This is a genomic window from Streptomyces sp. NPDC004051, assembly GCF_053604275.1.
On record NZ_JBSGHG010000052.1, the window covers coordinates 24,242 to 41,063 of the forward strand.

The 16,822-nt window shown below is 72.2% G+C and carries 16 protein-coding genes and 1 pseudogene; all 17 read right to left on the bottom strand.

Going from position 1 to position 16,822, the window contains the following annotated elements:
• Nucleotides 1-93 precede the first annotated feature (93 nt).
• Nucleotides 94-270: a hypothetical protein gene (locus tag ACWEQO_RS32315; protein WP_361460825.1), complete on the bottom strand. Its 177-nt coding sequence runs from the start codon at nt 268-270 to the stop codon at nt 94-96.
• 14 nt (nt 271-284) lie between these two features.
• Nucleotides 285-1,196 (bottom strand): alpha/beta hydrolase, encoded by a 912-nt coding sequence (locus ACWEQO_RS32320; protein ID WP_452986173.1) that lies wholly within the window; start codon nt 1,194-1,196, stop codon nt 285-287.
• Between the two features lie 52 nt (nt 1,197-1,248).
• Nucleotides 1,249-1,479 carry an acyl-CoA carboxylase epsilon subunit gene (locus ACWEQO_RS32325; RefSeq protein ID WP_361460821.1) on the bottom strand — a complete coding sequence of 77 codons (231 nt, stop codon included), beginning with the start codon at nt 1,477-1,479 and terminating at the stop codon, nt 1,249-1,251.
• On the bottom strand, nt 1,476-3,017 hold the full coding sequence (locus tag ACWEQO_RS32330; RefSeq protein WP_452986178.1) for an acyl-CoA carboxylase subunit beta: 1,542 nt from the start codon (nt 3,015-3,017) through the stop codon (nt 1,476-1,478). Before ACWEQO_RS32330 ends, ACWEQO_RS32325 begins: the two co-directional genes overlap by 4 nt.
• 109 nt (nt 3,018-3,126) lie before the next feature.
• Entirely contained in the window at nt 3,127-3,516 is a 390-nt protein-coding gene (locus tag ACWEQO_RS32335; protein WP_361460820.1) for a 4'-phosphopantetheinyl transferase superfamily protein, read from the bottom strand.
• A 542-nt stretch (nt 3,517-4,058) separates the two neighbouring features.
• A complete protein-coding gene (locus tag ACWEQO_RS32340; protein WP_452986174.1) occupies nt 4,059-5,543 on the bottom strand; it encodes an MFS transporter in 1,485 nt (494 codons plus the stop codon).
• Between the two features lie 61 nt (nt 5,544-5,604).
• Nucleotides 5,605-8,082, bottom strand: coding sequence for an SDR family oxidoreductase (locus ACWEQO_RS32345; protein WP_361460816.1), 2,478 nt, complete (start codon nt 8,080-8,082; stop codon nt 5,605-5,607).
• Between the two features lie 46 nt (nt 8,083-8,128).
• Nucleotides 8,129-9,073 carry an aromatase/cyclase gene (locus tag ACWEQO_RS32350; protein WP_361460814.1) on the bottom strand — a complete coding sequence of 315 codons (945 nt, stop codon included), beginning with the start codon at nt 9,071-9,073 and terminating at the stop codon, nt 8,129-8,131.
• A gap of 44 nt (nt 9,074-9,117) precedes the next feature.
• Nucleotides 9,118-9,903, bottom strand: coding sequence for a 3-oxoacyl-ACP reductase FabG (fabG, locus tag ACWEQO_RS32355; RefSeq protein WP_361460812.1), 786 nt, complete (start codon nt 9,901-9,903; stop codon nt 9,118-9,120).
• Between the two features lie 86 nt (nt 9,904-9,989).
• Complete coding sequence (locus ACWEQO_RS32360) at nt 9,990-10,259, bottom strand: acyl carrier protein (protein ID WP_361460810.1); 270 nt, start codon at nt 10,257-10,259, stop codon at nt 9,990-9,992.
• Nucleotides 10,260-10,299: 40 nt separating this feature from the next.
• Nucleotides 10,300-11,520 carry a ketosynthase chain-length factor gene (locus ACWEQO_RS32365; RefSeq protein ID WP_361460808.1) on the bottom strand — a complete coding sequence of 407 codons (1,221 nt, stop codon included), beginning with the start codon at nt 11,518-11,520 and terminating at the stop codon, nt 10,300-10,302.
• Nucleotides 11,517-12,788 (bottom strand): beta-ketoacyl-[acyl-carrier-protein] synthase family protein, encoded by a 1,272-nt coding sequence (locus tag ACWEQO_RS32370; protein ID WP_452986175.1) that lies wholly within the window; start codon nt 12,786-12,788, stop codon nt 11,517-11,519. The genes ACWEQO_RS32365 and ACWEQO_RS32370 overlap by 4 nt, the downstream gene beginning before the upstream one ends.
• On the bottom strand, nt 12,785-13,114 hold the full coding sequence (locus tag ACWEQO_RS32375; protein WP_452986176.1) for a TcmI family type II polyketide cyclase: 330 nt from the start codon (nt 13,112-13,114) through the stop codon (nt 12,785-12,787). Before ACWEQO_RS32375 ends, ACWEQO_RS32370 begins: the two co-directional genes overlap by 4 nt.
• A gap of 46 nt (nt 13,115-13,160) precedes the next feature.
• A complete protein-coding gene (locus ACWEQO_RS32380) occupies nt 13,161-14,627 on the bottom strand; it encodes an FAD-dependent monooxygenase (RefSeq protein ID WP_361460803.1) in 1,467 nt (488 codons plus the stop codon).
• A 71-nt stretch (nt 14,628-14,698) separates the two neighbouring features.
• Nucleotides 14,699-15,661, bottom strand: coding sequence for a hypothetical protein (locus ACWEQO_RS32385; RefSeq protein ID WP_361460801.1), 963 nt, complete (start codon nt 15,659-15,661; stop codon nt 14,699-14,701).
• Between the two features lie 6 nt (nt 15,662-15,667).
• Nucleotides 15,668-15,985 (bottom strand): acetyl-CoA carboxylase biotin carboxyl carrier protein subunit, encoded by a 318-nt coding sequence (locus ACWEQO_RS32390; RefSeq protein ID WP_452986179.1) that lies wholly within the window; start codon nt 15,983-15,985, stop codon nt 15,668-15,670.
• A pseudogene (locus tag ACWEQO_RS32395) lies at nt 15,964-16,822 on the bottom strand (ATP-binding protein); the annotation flags it as partial. The pseudogene ACWEQO_RS32395 and the gene ACWEQO_RS32390, both read right to left, overlap by 22 nt.

Consider the following 16,822-nt stretch of genomic DNA (forward strand, 5'->3'; position numbering starts at 1 on the left):
CACGGTGGGGGCTCGGGACGCGGGCCACCCAGACGGCGGCCTTCCCCTCCGACGGTGAGGGCCGGCGGGTCCGGGTCGCCTCGTCGGCGTGGCTCAGTCGGTGCCCCGGAATATGTGCTGGTCGAAGGCGTCCGGCTCCTCACCGGCCAGGAGGGCCGGGCGCACGGGCCGTAACGGGCGCCGCGGTTCGGCCGGGCGCGCGAGCAGGAGCGGGCACGTGTACGCCGTCGGGCCCGGGGCGTTGTCGTGGTCGAGCATGAGGTTCGGCATGGTGCCTCCCGCGTTCATAGGGCCGCCCCCACAGGCCGACGCTGCGGGACCGCCGCGTCGCGTGCGAGGAGGCACTCCTCCAAGAATCCGCAGACCCGCAGGTGGTAGGTGCGGGCCGCCCAGCCGAGGCTGATGTTGTGACCCGCGTCGGGCTGGTGGTCGACGCGCACCGGGGCCGACACGAACGGCCGGGTCAGGTCCGCCACCGCCTCCTCGTCGTACCGCCACCACTGCTCCTGCTCGGCGAACGTGAAGCGGACGGGGGCCCGGACCCGTGCGGCCAGCTCCGGATACAGTTCCGGCCACGACCGTCCCTGCGCCGCCTCGATCTCCGGGACCTGCGAGAGGAGCGCCTGCCCGAGCCGGAAGGCGTTCGGCGGGTAGAGGCGCAGGGCGCCCCAGTGCCTGCGCCACTCGCCCTGGCCGCCGGGTCCGGGGAGTTGGTGCGGGGCGACGGCGAGGCGGTTGCCGAGCCCGGAGATGTCCATGCCGATCAGTACGTCCCCGAACGCGCTGGCGGCCGCCAGCGCGAGTTTGCCTCCGTAGCTGTGGGCGACGAGGAACAGGCCGGCCCCGGTGGCGTACCGCGCCGAGAAGTCGGCCAGCGCGGCGTGCAGGACCGGGGCCGAGTCCGCCAGGGTCAGACCGCGGGGCAGCCGCGCGGCGGAGAGTCCGTAACCGGGCCGGTCGACGGCGAGCACGGTGTAGCCGAGCTGGGCTCCCAGCGCGAGGAGGGAGAGGCCGGGGCGGGCACGGTTGTCGAAGTAGCCGGCGCGCATGCCTCCACCGTGCAGGGCGACGAGGACCGCGCGCGGCGCCGCGTCCACCGGCTCGGCGAGCAGCGCGGACAGGGTGAGGCCGTCGGCGTGCAGGGTCGTCGCGCGGACCTGCGGTGCCGCGACGGCGACGGGTGACAGCTGGGGCATCGGATCGGAACTCCTTTCGCTCGGAAGGATGGACCAGAAGCTGCGGGCCCGCTCAGGACACACGGCTCCCCGACACGCGCCAGTCGCGCGGATCGCGGTGCGGGACCGCTCGTTCCGGGCGGCGCCAGCCGGCCGTGCGCGGGGTCCCGGCGCCGTCGTCCGCGTGGGTTCCGGTCGCCGCGAGCCGGCTCAGCAGGACGGCGGTCAGGGCCGCGAGGTCGGCGGCGGTGGGCTGTCCGCTGACGATCCGGAAGGTGGTGGTCTCGCGACCGGGCGCGGTCACTGCGGCGGGTTGCCGTGCTTGCGCGACGGCAGGTCGGCGTGTTTGCGGCGCAGCATCGCCAGCGACCGGATGATGATCCGCCGGGTCTGGCGCGGGTCGATCACATCGTCCACCAGGCCGCGTTCGGCCGCGTAGTACGGGTGCATCAACTCCACCTGGTACTCCTTGATCTTCTGCTGCCGCACCGCCTCCGGGTCCTCCGCCTCGTTGATCTCGCGGCGGAAGATGATGTTGGCCGCGCCCTCCGCACCCATCACGGCGATCTCGTTCGAGGGCCAGGCGAGCGCGAGGTCGGTTCCGATGGAGCGGGAGTCCATGACGATGTACGCGCCGCCGTACGCCTTGCGCAGGACGAGCGAGATCCGCGGGACGGTGGCGTTGCAGTACGCGTAGAGCAGCTTCGCGCCCCGCCGGATGATGCCGTTGTGCTCCTGGTCCACGCCCGGCAGGAAGCCCGGTACGTCGATCAGCGTGACCAGGGGGATGTTGAAGGCGTCGCAGAATTGGACGAAACGCGCCGCCTTCTCGGAGGCGTTGATGTCCAGGACGCCCGCAGAGGAGGCGGGCTGGTTGGCGACGATGCCCACGACCTCACCGCCCATCCGCGACAGGGCGCAGACGATGTTGGTGGCCCAGGCCGGATGCACCTCGAAGTAGTCGCCGTCGTCGACGATCTCCTCGATCACGGTCCGGATGTCGTAGACCCGCTGCGGATCGTCGGGCACCAGCTCCAGCAGCCGGTCGGTGGGCCGGTCCACCGGGTCGGTCACCGGAGCGCCCGGGGGCAGGTCCCGGTTGTTGGCGGGCAGCAGCGACAGCAGGTGGCGGACGTCCTCCATGCAGGTGCGGACGTCGTCGTACGTGAAGTGCGCCACGCCGGAGGTCGAGCCGTGCACATCGGCTCCGCCCAGTCCGTTCTGGCTGATCTCCTCGCCGGTCACGGACTTCACGACGTCCGGGCCGGTGATGAACATCTGGGCGATCCCGCGGACCATGAAGACGAAGTCGGTCAGCGCCGGTGAGTAGGCGGCGCCGCCCGCGCACGGGCCGAGCATGACGGAGATCTGCGGGATCACACCGGACGCCTTGGTGTTGCGGAGGAAGATGCCGCCGTACCCGGCGAGCGCGGAGACTCCCTCCTGGATGCGGGCGCCCGCGCCGTCGTTGAGCGAGACCAGCGGCGCGCCCGCCGACAGGGCCATGTCCATGATCTTGTGGATCTTGGCCGCGTGCGCCTCGCCCAGCGCCCCTCCGAAGATTCGGAAGTCGTGCGCGTACAGGAAGACGGTCCGGCCGTGGACCGTGCCCCAGCCGGTGATGACCCCGTCCGTGTACGGTCGCTTGTCCTCCAGGCCGAAGCCGGTGGCCCGGTGCCGGCGCAACGGCTCGACCTCGGTGAACGTGCCCTCGTCCAGGAGCAGGTCGATTCGTTCACGGGCGGTCAGCTTGCCCTTGGCGTGCTGGCGTTCGGTGGCTCGCGGGTCGGACCCCTTGTGAGCCTCCTCCTTGATCAGGCCGAGTTCCTCCAGGCGCTCCATGGCCGTCCAGTGGCCGCGCGCGGCGAGCCGGGTGACGGTGGCCCGTGACGTGAGCCGGGAAGTGGTTTGTGCGGTGGTCTTCTCGTCGGTCGACATGGGTGCACGCTCCTCAACGTGAGCTTCGGGTGATCGTGCTGCCGGAGTTCGGGCCCGGGGCGCCGTCGCTGTACGGGGACTCCTCGGGCAGCCACCGGAGGGAGCCGCGTTCCGGACGGTCGCCGGGCACCGCGATCGCCGCCGCGTGCTCCGGCCCGGCGGGAAGGTCCAGGGCTGCCCGACTGGCCGGCCCGCGCCGCAGGTCGGACCCCGGGGAGTCGGTGCGCGGCCGGCGGGAGAGGCCGGTGCCGAGTGCCTTGAGGTACGCCTCCTCACGGGTCCACGACCGGCCGAAGCGCGCCCGGCGCTCGCCCGGCGGCGCGGCCTCCGGCTCCGCCTGCTCTCCCGGATGCGGTGCGCGGGCGCACGCCTCCACGGTCACCGGTGACGGCAGCCGTTTCACGTCGACGCCGATGACGCGCGGAGCGACCGCGACGGCGATCAGGCCCCGGCGGTACGCCAGGGAGATGTGCGGCGGCGGTCCGCAGGCCGGGGACCGGGGCGGGCCGGCCGTGCGGCTCCGCGCAGCCGGGACAGGGCTCCCGTACGAACGGGCGGCCGGTCGAGGTGGCCGCCGAGCAGCCGCCGCGGCAGCACGGTGTACGCGGCCCAATCGGCGGGACGCACGAAGGAGGCCGCGCGCCGGAGTTCGGCGCCGAGTCTTCCGGCGGTCTGGTCCGGCAGTCCGGGAAGAGGCGGGCGCACGAGCCGGACGTCCACGTGGCCCGGGCGGGGCGACGGTGGGACGCGGGCGGTGGGCCGGTGGGGGTGGGGGCGGAGGCGTGCGCGGTGTCCTTGGACGTCCCGGAGGGCCGAGGGACCCGGTACCGAGGGCCAGGGCCTGGGGGCGCCGGCCTGCGGCCTGGAGCCGGGGTTGTGGTCCGGTGCGTTCAGTGGGGCCCGGACCCACCGCACTGACGGTCCGTCCGCGCCACACACGGACCGTCAGTGCGGTCCCATACGCCGAAAGCGCAGGCCGGTGAGTGCGGTGAGCAGGCCGAGGCCGCCGATCGCGGTCACCACGGTCAGCGCCGGGCGACAGGCCGCCGCGATCTCCGCCGGGACCGCTCCGGCCGGTGGAGTCCACGCCGTGAGCAGCGCGGCCACCAGGGCCACCGAGAGTGTGGCGCCGACCTGGACGCCGGTCTGGTAGAGGCCGCTGGCCGCTCCCCGTTCGGCGGGGGGCAGTTGAGAGGTCGCCTGGCTGTTCAGCGCGGCGAAGGAGAGCACGAAACCGGCCCCCACCAGCAGCATCGTCGGCAGGATTCCGGTGGCGTACGCCAGTGGCCAGGGCGTGCGCAGGTACAGCAGGTAGCCCGCGAACGGGAGCAGCGCACCGGCCGCGATCAGGCGCGGTGCGCCGAAGCGGGCGACGATCCGTCCGGAGTACGGCGCGGCCACCACCAGCGGAGCCGCGGCCGGCAGGAAGGCGGCCGCGGTCCGCAGTGGAGACCAGCCCGCCAGACTCTGGAGCTGGTGACCGGCGATGAACAACAGCCCCAGATAAGAGCCGTTGAGACAGGTCGCGCCGAGCGCCGAGCGAATCATCGCGCCGCTGCGGAGTGCGGCGAACCGTACGAGTGGCTCCGCCGAGGCGCGTTCGAGGACGACGAAGAGGCTGAGCAGCACTCCGGTCAGGACCAGCAGGCCGGTGGAGCGGAGGTCGACCCAGCCGTGCGCGGGCACCGAGGTGATGCCCTGGACCAGAGCGAGCAGGGCGACGAGGAACGCGACCGCGCTCGCGAAGCCGTAACGCCGCCGCGCCGCGCCGGACGGCGGCTGTGCCGTCCCACCGCCCGGCCGCTCCGCACCACCCTGTGTCGAGCCCGGGATCAGCCGCAGGCCCAGAACGAACAGCACCAGGACCGCCGGGGCCGGAAAGGCGAAGGTCAGGCGCCAGCTGAAGCCGGTCAGCCAGCCGGAGAGCAGCAGCCCGGTGGTGAATCCTCCGGCACCGAAGAGGGTGTAGACGGACAGGGCCCGGTTCCGCGGCGTGCCTTCCGGGAAGGTGGTGGCGATGATCGCGAGCCCGGTGGGTGCGGTCAGCGCCGCGCAGAAGCCCTTCACCACCCGGGTGGCGGTGAGGAGCGAGGGGTCCTCGGCGAGCGCGCCGATCAGCGAGGCGACGGCGAAGCCGAGGAGGGCGGCGAGGTAGACCCGGCGGCGTCCCAGCAGCGCCACGACACGGGCGCCGAACAGCATCAGGCCGCCGAAGCCGACGGCGAATCCGGTGATCGTCCACTGCGTCGTGGTGAGCGACGCGCCGAGGTCCGTGCCGATCGTGGGCAGCGCCACGAGCGCCATGGACACTTCGAGCGCGTCGATGAGCATGTTGCCGGCGAGCACGACCAGCAGCCCCCACATCCGGGGGCTCCACGGTGCGTGTGCCGGGGCGGGTGCGGTGTGCGGGGGTACGAAGGAACTGGTCATGGTCCGGCGCTCCAGCGGGTCGGGGAGGGCGGGGCTCCGCCGCTCACGTCGGGGACGGCGGTCAGCCGAGCAGCGTGCCGCCGCTCGCGTCGACGAACGAGCCGGTGACCCAGCGGGCGTCGTCGGAGACCAGGAAGGCGATGACGTCGGCGACGTCCTCGGGTTCGCCCACCCGGTTGAAGGTGGACAGCCCCGCCATGGACGTGACGGCTTCCGGGATGTCGAAGACCGGATTGCTGTTGCGGGTGATGCCGGGCGCGACGGAGTTGATGGTGATGTTGCGCGGGCCGAGCAGCTTGGCGAAGTGCAGGGCGAGCATCTCGACGGCGCCCTTGCTCATCGCGTAGGCGATCTCGTCCGGATTGGAGAAGCGCGTGAGGCCGGAGGAGACGTTCACGATCCGGCCGCCGTCCGGAATGCTGGCCAGGGCCCGCTGGATGATGAAGAACGGCGCCTTCGCGTTGACCGCGAAGATGCGGTCGAACTGCTCCGGGGTCGTGTCCTCGGCCGCGACCCCGCCCATCACCCCGGCGTTGTTGACCAGGATGTTCAGCTCCGTGGAGCCGGTGCGCTCCTTGAGGCCCTCTTCGAGCCCGAGGAAGAGTTCGTGGACGCCGCCGGCCGCGCCCAGCTCGGCCTGGACGGCGAAGCCGCGTCCGCCGTCCTTCTCGATGCGCTCCACGACCTCGGTCGCCGCGTCCGCGCCGGTCGCGTAGTGGACGGCGACGAGCGCCCCTTCCCGCGCCAGCCGTTCGGCGGTGGCCCGCCCCATGCCCCGGCTCGCGCCGGTGACCAGTGCCGTCTTTCCGGTGAGCTTGCCCATGTTCTCTCTCCTGCCGATGTGTGAACCGATGTACGGGCCCGTGGGTGACGGGTGTCGTTCGGTGGGCCCGGTCTTCGAGGTGGCCGGGGAGGCCGAGGTGACCCGGGAGGCCCGCGCGATCCGGGTGTCCCGCGCGAACCACGTGGCGAGCGCCGCTTCGAGGCCCGCGGCCGACGTGCCGGCCCAGGCGACGTACCCGTCCGGCCGGACCAGGACAGCATCCGCACCGTCCAGCGGCGCCCCGGCCGGATCGTCCACCGGCCGGAACACCGTCACGACGTCCACGCTCCGGCCGAACGGCCCGGCGGCCCCCGTGAGCAGTAGCCGCCGCTCCTCCTCGTCCGCCGTCACCAGCAGCACTCCGCGCGCGCCTCGCAGCAGGTCCGTCGTACGCACGGACGAGCCGTCCGTCTCGGAACCGCCGCTGTCGGGGCCGTCGGCCCCGACGCCGTACGGCGTCGAGCCCGCCGCCCCGCCCCGGAGCACCGCACGGCCCCGGGACGGGCGGAGTTCCAGCGAGACCGGCGGCAACCTCCGGCCTGCCAGGGCGTGCGGCCCGCCGCCCGGACGGCCCGCGTCCGCGGGCGTACCGCCGTACCGGATGTCCAGACCGCTGACCGTCCCCGCCAGCCGGGCCCGCACCGCCTCGTACGGGAGCAGTTCGCCGATCACCTGCCGCAGCCCCGTGACCTCCGGTCCGCCGAGCAGCAACCGGGCCTGCGCGCGAATGTTGGCGAGGACCTGGCGGCCCACCTCGTGGCGCTCCTCGTGGTACGAGTCCAGCAGCCGGTCCGGGCCCCGGCCGCCGACCACCGCCGCCAGCTTCCAGCCCAGGTTGACCGCGTCCTGGAGGCCCAGGTTGAGGGCCTGGCCGCCGATCGGCATCTGGGCGTGGGCGGCGTCGCCGGCCAGCAGCACCCGGCCGTGCCGGTAGCGCTCGGCCTGCCGGGAGACATCGCCGAACGCGTTGACCCACAAAGGAGTTCCGGTCGAGAGGTCCTCGCCGGTGACGTTGTGCCAGGCGTCCACGATGTCGGCGAAGGACGCCTGTGCGGCACGTGGTGTCCGGCCGAACTCGTGGACCATCACGCGGGTGACGCCGTCGGCCCGGCGGGCCGCGATCGCCAGTCCGCGCGGCAGCCGTTCGAAGCGGCGGCCGCGGATGTCGATGCCGTCGATGTCGGCGCGGATCAGCTCGCGTCGGGCGTCGGTGCCGGGGAAGGCGATGGCGGCGAGGCGGCGCACGGTGGACTCTTCGCCGTCACATCCGACGACGTACAGGGCCGTGACCCGTACCGGAGCACCGCCGGGCCCCGCCGCCTCGACCACGACCCGGTTCGGGTGCTGCTCCAGACCGGTGACCCGGTGGCCGCGCCGCACCTCGGCGCCGAGCCGTACGGCCCGGGCGCCGAGGACCTCTTCGGTGCGGGTCTGCGGGACCTTCCACTGGCCCGGGTACGGGCCGGGCAGCCGCAGGTCCATCGGAAGGCCGCCGAAGTGGCCCATGGGCTCGTCCGGCGGAGTGCCGATCTCGTCCAGCAGCCCTCGCTGGTCGAGGATCTCCATGGTGCGGGCGTGCAGGGTGGAGGCGCGGGACTCGGTCGTCGGCGCGTCCAGCCGATCCAGCACGATCACGTCCGCGCCGCCGAGCCGCAGCTCCCCGGCGAGCATCAGCCCGACGGGGCCCGCGCCCACGACGACGACGTCCCTGTCCATGGCCGTTTCCACGACGACATCCGTGGTGACGGGGGCCCGCACGGCGTCAGCGCCGGGCTTCGGCGTAGTCCTTGGCGTGGCCGAGAGTCGCGCGGCTGTTGGTGCTGAGCGCCGACCGCACGTACTCCTTCGCCTGTGCCACGTCCGCCTCCGGCCCGAGGATCTTCCCGATGTTCTCGGCGCGGATGACCACGGTGTGCTGCGAGATGGCGGCGACCCCGGTGTCGGTCTCCCGGAAGGTCCAGAGGCCGGTGTGCAGGTCCATCAGGGCCGGCAGGGTGGTCTGCTTGTACGCGATCCTCTCGCCGTTCAGGCAGACCCGGTACGACTTCGTGGTGTGCACGGAGCCGTCCTTGGCGCGGGTGTCCATCTCCAGGGTCTGGAGGCCGGGGCTGTCCTCGGTGAGCCGGACGACCGCCACGTGCGGCAGCCGCTCCGACCAGAGCCCGGCCTCGTTGATGAAGTCGTAGACGTCCTTGACGGCGCCCTCGATCTCGATGGTGTCCTCGAAGGAGAAGGTCAACTCCTCGGAGACGGTGACCAGTTCGACGTTGGCCTTCAACGCGGCCAGCTCGGAGCGCGAGTTGCGGTCGACGGCCTCCTCGATCCAGGCGAGCCCGGCCGGGTCGTCGTCGACGGCGGTGTAGTCGTGCCGGAGCCGGATGCGGGACTCGGTGGCCGAGAGCGGCTCGATGATCCAGGTGCCGCCCATCGTCGCGACGGGCGGGGTCGAGACCTGCTGGCGGAAGGTGATCCGCATCGCCTCGCGGTCCAGGAAGCGGCGCGACGTCCAGTTCTTCGCCTCGCCGTTGGCCGTGGCCCAGATCCGGATCAGCTCCTCGTCGTCGGAGCGCTCGACGTGGTCGACGTAGATGGTGGGCGGGAAGATCCGCGGCCAGTTCTCCACCTCGGCGATCAGCCGGTACACCTCCGCGGCCGGGGCCGAGACCGTGATCTCGTGTTCCACCTCGCGTGGTCGGGAGTCGGACATGCTCTTCATCTCCTCGGGTCGTCAGCTCAGGAAGCGGGCACGGCTCAGAAGTTGCCGAGGCCGCCGCAGACGTTGAGGGCCTGCGCGGTGATGGAGGCCGCCGTGTCGGAGGCGAGGTAGCCCACCAGGCCGGCCACCTCCTCGGGGGTGGAGTAGCGGCCGAGCGGGATCTTCGCGGTGAACTTCTGCATGATCGCGTCCTCGGAGGTGTCGTACGCGGCCGCGTAGCCGGCCCGTACGCGCTGGGCCATCGGCGTCTCGACGTACCCGGGGCAGACCGCGTTCACGGTGATTCCGGTCGGCGCCAGCTCATTGCCGAGGGCCTTGGTGAAACCGACGACGCCGTGCTTGGAGGCGGAGTAGGGCGCTCCGAGCACCACACCCTGCTTCCCTGCCGTGGAGGCGATGTTGATGATCCGACCGCGGTCCTTGGTGCGCATGCCGCCGGTGTTCAGTACTGCGCGGGTGAGGCGGAAGACGCTGGTGAGGTTGGTTTCCATGACGTCGTTCCACAGCTCGTCGTCGAGGTCGGCCGTGACCCCGCCGCCGCTTCGGCCCGCGTTGTTGACGAGGACGTCGACCGTGCCGAACCGCTCGACGGCCGCCTGGACGAAGGCGTCGACGGAGTCCGGGGAACGCACGTCGAGCACCGTGCCGTCGGCCTCCAGTCCCTCTTCGTGCAGGGTCTTGATCGTGGCGGCGACGTTCTCGGCGTCACGGGCGCCGATGAAGACGCGGTGCCCCTGCGCGGCCAGCAACCGGGCCACCGCCAGGCCGATACCGCTGGTGGCGCCGGAGATGAGGGCGACGGGTCGGTCGTTTCCGGGCATGACTGCTCCTTCGGAGGTACGAGGGGTGCGGGAGTGGCTCGCGGGTTACGGGATGCGGATGCCGAAGAGGTGGTGGGAGGCGGCACTCAGGCGGGCGTCGTCTGACCGAGGTGCTCGTTGACGACCTCGACCATGCGGCGTGGCGTGCGCACCTCGCCGACCACCGAGTCGTCGAGCGTGATGCCGTACTCGCGCTCGATCCGGCCGCACGTCTCCAGGAGCGCCAGCGACTCGTAGCCCAGCTCCTCGAAGTCCATGTCGAGGATGTCGCCGTCGAAGTCGACGCTCTCGTCGGCACCGGCTCCTTCGCGCAGGATGCGCTTGAGGTTCTCCAGGGTGAAGGCCTGGGTGTCCATGTCTTCTTCCGTCCTTCTCTCTCAGCTGCGGGGAGGTGAACTACAACGCACCGACGACGACCGCCGAGTTGAAGCCGCCGTGGCCCCGGGCGAGCACCAGGGCGTTGCGGACCGGGAGCATCCGGGGCTGCCCGGTGACCAGGTCCAGATCGTGACCGGGGTCCGGGTCGACGTTGACGGTGGCCGGGACGAGGCCCTCCCGCATGGCGAGGAAGGCGGTCGCGACGTCGAGGGGAGCGGCACCCGAGCAGAGGCGCCCGGTCATCGTCTTCGGCGCGGTGACCGGCACTCCGCGCGGCCCGAAGACGACGTTCAGCGCCTGTGCCTCGGCCCGGTCCAGCTCCGGGACCGCCGCCGCGTCGGCGAACACCACGTCGATGTCGCCCGGCTTCAGCTCGGCGTCGGCCAGCGCGATTTCGATGGCCTTGCGGAGACCCGGCGGGCGGCCGCCGCCCGGTGCGGGGTCGAAGGTGGAGCCGTATCCGGCGATGTGTCCGTAGACCGCGGCACCGCGCTCCGCGGCAGCCGCCTCGTCCTCCATGACGAGGATGGCGCCGCCCTCTCCGGGCACATGTCCGGCAGCGGCCGCGTCGAACGGGACGTACGCGGTGCCCGGGTCGTCGCCGGTGGCCAGCCGGCCGCCGGCGAGCTGCGCAACCCAGCCCCACGGGCAGATCGAGGCGTCCACCGAACCGGAGACGACCAGCCTGGTGCCCTTGCGGATCTGCCGGCGGGCCTGGGCCAGTGCGTCGAGCCCTCCGGCCTGGTCCGACACGACGACGCCGCTGGGGCCCTTCATGCCGTTGCGGATCGAGATCTGGCCGCTGTTGACCGCGTAGAACCAGGCGAAGGACTGGTACGCGGAGACGTACTGGCTGCCTTCGCTCCACAGCTTCTGCAGCTCGCCCTGGCCGAACTCGAAGCCGCCGGAGGAGCTGGCGGTGACCACGCCCATGGAGTATGCGGGCAGTTCGGCCGGCACGACCCCGGCGTCCGCGAGCGCCCAGTCGGTGGCGACGAGAGCGAGGCGGGTCATGTGGTCGGTCTGGGCCATCAGCCGGCTCGGCAGATGCTCGGACGCGGTGAACCCGGGCACCTCACCGGCCAGCCGCGCCGGATACTGCGAGGGGTCGAAGCGGGTGATCCGGCCGATGCCGCTCTTGCCGGCCCGGGTCGCGGCCCAGTAGGCGTCGTTCCCGAGCCCGTTGGGGGCGGTGACGCCGATCCCCGTCACCACCGCGCGCGGGGTGGTCGCGCTCATGCCTCTCTCCGTTCCGGCCGGGCGAGCACCATGGCGCTCTGGAAGCCGCCGAAGCCGCTGCCGACGGTCAGGACCGTGTCCGTACGGTGCTCACGCGCCGTCAGGGGCACATAGTCCAGGTCGCATTCGGGGTCCGGCGTGTGCAGGTTGGCCGTCGGAGGCACCACGTTGTGCTCCATGGCGAGGACCGATGCGGCGATCTCGATCGAGCCGATCGCGCCCAGCGAGTGCCCGACCATCGACTTGATGGACGAGACCGGTGTGCGGTACGCGTGGTCGCCGAGGCTCTTCTTCAGCGCGGCGGTCTCGTGGCGGTCGTTCTGCTTGGTGCCGGAGCCGTGCGCGTTGACGTAGTCGATGGACTCGGCGTTCAGCCGGGCCTCGTGCAGCGCGTTGGTGATCGCCTCGGCCATCTCGGCCCCGTCCGCGCGCAGCCCCGTCATGTGGAAGGCGTTGCAGCGCGAGGCGTACCCGGCGATCTCCGCGTAGATGTGCGCCCCGCGCCTGTGTGCGCTCTCCAGCTCCTCCAGGACGAAGACCGCCGACCCCTCGCCCAGCACGAACCCGTTTCGGGTGCCGTCGAAGGGCCGGGAGGCGTGCTCGGCGTCGTCGTTGCGGGGAGTAGTGGCCTTGATGGCGTCGAAGCAGGCCAACGTGATCGGCGAGATCGGCGCGTCTGTCGCTCCGGCCACCATCACATCGGCGGAGCCCTCGCGGATCAGCTCCACCGCGTGGCCCACCGCGTCGATGCCCGAGGTGCAGCCGGTCGATACGACGGTGGCGGCGCCCTCCGCCCCGACCGTCCAGGCGACCTCGGCGGCGAACGAGCTGGGCACCAGGTAGTTGTACAGGTGCGGGACCGCGTAGGTGTGGTCCACGTGTGAGAGCCGGCCGCCGTCGCTGACCACTCGGTACTCCTCGTCCAGGCCCATCGTCGCGCCGACCGCGCTGCCGATGGTGACGCCCATGCGGTACGGGTCCAGCGCGCTCAGGTCCAGGCCGCTGTCGGCGACCGCCTCCCGCGCCGTGACGACCGCCAGCTGCGCGGCCCGGTCCATCCGGCGGATCTCCTGCGGGCTCAGCCCGTGCGCCTCCGGATCGAAGTCGATCTCGGCCGCGACCCGGGAGCGGAACGCGGAGGGGTCGAAGAAGGTGATGCCGCGGGTCGCGGTGCGGCCCTCGCTCAGCAGGCTCCAGAAGTTCTTGGCTCCGATGCCGTCGGGGGCAGTGACGCCGACCCCGGTGATGACGACGCGTCTGGCGCTCATCCCCGGGCCTCCCAGTCGTAGAAACGGGTGGCGAGGGCGTCGGCCGGGGACCGCCAGGTCGCCGGGTCGTACGCCTCGATGAACGGCTTGAGGTCGTCACTGATCCGCTGGAAGCGCGGATCGGTCTTGGCCGCCTCGATCAGCTCGCCGCCGTTGTCGGTGTCGAAGTCCTGGAGGTGGAAGTAGAGGTTCCGGTAGGAGAAGAGCCGACGGCGGCGGGTGCCCATCAGATGCGGCATCTCGGTTTTGTCGAAGTCACGGAAGAGCCGGGCGACCTCCTCGCTGGAGCCGGGGTTCATCCGGGCCACGATCAACGTGCTGTGCATGGGGTCTCCGTAAGGTATCGGGCGGCCGGGAAGGGCCATGGACGGTTCAGCGTGCCGGGCCGAACCAGCGGTCCAGCGCCATCGGCAGATCGGCGAAGCTGCCCGGCGCGGCCCACGCCACATGGCCGTCGGGGCGCAGCAGCAGAGCGCTGGTGTTGCCCAGGCAGTCGGCGGTGGGGCCGGGGACGGTGGCGGTGAAGAGGTCGACGCGATCGGTCCAGGGAGCGGCGCGGCGGCGCAGCTCGGCGTTGTCCTGAAGGTCCAGCAGCACGCCGCGGCCCGCGCGCAGCGCCTCGGTGCTCGACGCCGGCTGACCGGCCCCTTCGAGCGGCACGTGCGGCAGCCGCAGGCCGAGCAACGGGTGTGAGCCGCCGTCGAGTTCGTAGCGGATGTCCAGGCCGCCGACCATGGCCGCGAAGTGCTTGCTGACCTCGGGATAGCGGATCAGCTCGTGCAGGACGTCGCGCAGCGGCTGCATCTCCGCACCGCTGAGGAACAGCAGCCCCTGGGCCTGGGTGTTCATGAGCAGCCGCTTACCGACCGGGTGGCGCTCGGCGTGGTAGGTGTCCAGCAGCGACTCCGGGGCCCGGCCCCGGACCACCGCGGCCAGCTTCCAGCCGAGGTTCACCGAGTCCTGGATGCTGGTGTTCATGCCCTGGCCGCCGGCCGGCAGGTGGATGTGCGCGGAGTCGCCGGAGAGGAAGATCCGGCCGCGCCGGTACTCGGTGGCGTGCCGGGTGGCGTTGCCGAACGAGGAGACCCAGACCGGCTCGGCGTGCGAGATGTCGTCGCCGGTGAGCCGCTGCCAGGCGGCCGCGACCTCCTGCCAGCTCGGCGGCGTCTCACGGCGCTGCGGCGGGGTGCCGCGCTCGCAGACGATCAGGCGCGTCGTGCCGCCGGGCAGCGGGCCGACCATCACCATGCCGCCGGACAGGGTCTCGCCGATCATGCGCGGTTCGAGGGTGATGCCCTTGACGTCGGCGAGGAACATCTCCATGGTCGCGGCGGTGCCGGGGAAGTCGAACCCGGCCGCCTTGCGCACGGTGGACCGGCCGCCGTCGCAGCCGACCAGGTAGTCGGCGCGCAGGGTGTGGACACCCGACGGACCGCGCACCTCGACCTCGACACAGTCCTCCTTGTCGGTGACGGAGAGGAGTTCGTGGCTGCGCCGGATGTCGGCGCCGAGCTGCGTGGCCCACTCCTCCAGCACCGTCTCGGTGGCGGACTGCGGGATCGTCTTGGCCGCCTGGTGCGCGCCCTTCAGGACCCCGAAGTCGACGGGCAGACCGCCGAAGTGGCCCACGTTGCTCAGCTCGATCTCGCCGAAGCGGGAGAGCAGGCCGCGCTGGTCGAAGATCTCCATGGTCCGGGCGGTGAAGCCCAGACCGCGGGACTCACCGGTGCGCGCCGTCAGCTTCTCCAGCACGATGACATCGGCGCCCGCGAGGCGCAGTTCACCGGCCAGCATCATGCCGGCCGGTCCCGCGCCCGCGACGATCACTTGTGCGTCCATCGGTCCTCCTCGTGAAATCCCGCTGATGGGCGGGGAACGGGTCCTGAGGTGCGCGTGCAGGGGTGTCCGGTTCACCTGCGGAAGCGGGCCAGCCCCCGGTTCGCCGCATGGGCGGCCGCCGCGTGACGGGGATCGGGGGCGAGCTCCTGATGGCGTACGGCCACCTCGGCCAGCTTGATGGCGTGCTCGTCACCGATGGCGGCGGCGGTGGCGAAGACCTCCGCGAGGTCCGGGACCCCTTCGTGGTCGGCGAAGGTCTGTGGAGCGGGTACGGAGAACCAGCCGAGCATCGAGGCGCTGACGTCCCGGGCGACCAGGTACGAGGCGTGGCGCTGGTCGGCCGGCAGGTGCTCGACGACCAGGCGAACCGCCGCCGGGCCAGTGATGGAGTGGATCAACGGGACCGGGTGGCGCTGCGGTACGGAGGCGTAGATGCCGGAGTACTCGGCCACCAGCCCGTCGAGCGCGGCGGCCGCCCCTTCTCCGTCGCCCGTACGCGGGTCCGCGTCGCCCGGCCGGATGCCGTGCGCGTGGCTCGCGTACCGCGCGGCCCAGTAACCCAGGCCCTGGGCGAGCTCGTTGCGGAGCAGCCGGTCGTCCTCGCCCCGGACCGCCCGGGAGATGGCCCGGACCGCGTGGGCCGTCCGGATGACCCCGTGGGTGAGGACACCCGACATGCCGGGCAGCAGCCGCGGCCACCACCGGGCCAGCACCTCCGGCCAGGGCGCGAGGTCCAGTTCACGCTCGAAGAGCGCGGTCCAGTCGGCCACCCGGCTGAACTCGCCGAGCGCGGACCGCCAGTCATCCGCATCCGCCGCCTCGATCGTCCACCGGGCCTCGGGGACGTCGTGGTACGTGTGCGTGCGGAGGTTGTGGTCGACCCAGCGCGGTACGTCGTCCGCGTATCCCATGTACGCCAACGCCTCGGCCGCCATCGGCGCGTGGTTGACGAACCGGGGGCCGTGCTCGAAGCCGACTCCGCGCAGCCGCTCCAGCGCTCCGCTCACGGCATCGGTGTAGGTCAGTGGGGCCACGGGCCATCAGTCCTTGATGTCGCAGATGGTGGCGCCCGTGCTCACGGTGGACCCGGTGGCGAGCAGCCCCTTGACGGTGCCGGAGCGGTGGGCGTTGAGGGGCTGTTCCATCTTCATGGCCTCCAGGACGACGATCAGGTCGCCTTCCTCCACCCGCTGGCCCTCCTCGACGGCCGCCTTGACGACGGTGCCCTGCATCGGGGAGGCGAGCGTGTCGCCGGAGACCGCTGTCGTGCGTGTTCCTCCGCCGCGCGGGCGGGACCTGGCGGGGCCGGCCGGTGCGGGAGCGGTCCGGGCCGGCGCGAGGAAGGACGGGAGGACCACTTCGAGGCGCTGCCTGCCGACTTCGACGACGACCCGTTCGCGAATGGACTCCGCGTCGATGCCGGGTCCTTCAGCGGGCGGGACGAACGGCTCGATGGTGTTGGCGAAACCGGTCTCGATCCAGCGGGTGTGGACGGTGAAGGGGGCGGCAGTGAAGGCGGGGTCGGTGACGACGGCGCGGTGGAAGGGGATGGCGGTGGCCATGCCTTCGACCTGGAACTCGTCCAGCGCCCGGGCGGCGCGCTGCAGCGCCTCGGCCCGGGTGCGGCCGGTGACGATCAGCTTGGCCAGCAGCGAGTCCCAGGCCGGGCCGATCACCGAGCCCGACTCCACCCCGGCGTCCAGCCGCACCCCGGGCCCGGACGGCGGGGCGAAGGCGGTGACGGTGCCCGGCGCGGGCAGGAAGTTGCGGCCCGGGTCCTCGCCGTTGATCCGGAACTCGAAGGAGTGCCCGCGCAGCGGCGGGTCGTCGTAGCCCAGCGCCTCGCCGTCGGCGATGCGGAACATCTCGCGCACCAGGTCCAGGCCGGCCACCTCCTCGGTGACCGGGTGCTCGACCTGCAGCCGGGTGTTGACCTCCAAAAAGGAGATGGTGCCGTCCGCGCCGACCAAAAACTCCACGGTGCCGGCGCCGACGTAGCCGGCCTCCTTGAGGATCGCCTTCGACGCCGCGTACAGCTGCGCGGTCTGCGCCTCGGACAGGAAGGGGGCGGGGGCCTCCTCGACCAGTTTTTGGTGGCGCCGCTGCAGCGAGCAGTCCCGGGTGGAGACCACCACCACGTGGCCGTGGGTGTCGGCCAGGCACTGGGTCTCCACGTGCCGCGGCCGGTCCAGGTA

Bases quoted from the DNA above. Each gene is read 5' to 3' on its own strand.
- ACWEQO_RS32360 (WP_361460810.1), bottom strand. From the start codon at position 10,259: ATGGACACCCAGGCCTTCACCCTGGAGAACCTCAAGCGCATCCTGCGC.
- ACWEQO_RS32380 (WP_361460803.1), bottom strand. From the start codon at position 14,627: ATGGACGCACAAGTGATCGTCGCGGGCGCGGGACCGGCCGGCATGATG.
- ACWEQO_RS32330 (WP_452986178.1), bottom strand. From the start codon at position 3,017: ATGGAGCGCCTGGAGGAACTCGGCCTGATCAAGGAGGAGGCTCACAAG.
- ACWEQO_RS32375 (WP_452986176.1), bottom strand. From the start codon at position 13,114: ATGCACAGCACGTTGATCGTGGCCCGGATGAACCCCGGCTCCAGCGAG.
- ACWEQO_RS32315 (WP_361460825.1), bottom strand. From the start codon at position 270: ATGCCGAACCTCATGCTCGACCACGACAACGCCCCGGGCCCGACGGCG.
- ACWEQO_RS32340 (WP_452986174.1), bottom strand. From the start codon at position 5,543: ATGACCAGTTCCTTCGTACCCCCGCACACCGCACCCGCCCCGGCACAC.
- ACWEQO_RS32320 (WP_452986173.1), bottom strand. From the start codon at position 1,196: ATGCCCCAGCTGTCACCCGTCGCCGTCGCGGCACCGCAGGTCCGCGCG.
- fabG (WP_361460812.1), bottom strand. From the start codon at position 9,903: ATGCCCGGAAACGACCGACCCGTCGCCCTCATCTCCGGCGCCACCAGC.
- ACWEQO_RS32365 (WP_361460808.1), bottom strand. From the start codon at position 11,520: ATGAGCGCGACCACCCCGCGCGCGGTGGTGACGGGGATCGGCGTCACC.
- ACWEQO_RS32370 (WP_452986175.1), bottom strand. From the start codon at position 12,788: ATGAGCGCCAGACGCGTCGTCATCACCGGGGTCGGCGTCACTGCCCCC.
- ACWEQO_RS32350 (WP_361460814.1), bottom strand. From the start codon at position 9,073: ATGTCCGACTCCCGACCACGCGAGGTGGAACACGAGATCACGGTCTCG.
- ACWEQO_RS32345 (WP_361460816.1), bottom strand. From the start codon at position 8,082: ATGGACAGGGACGTCGTCGTCGTGGGCGCGGGCCCCGTCGGGCTGATG.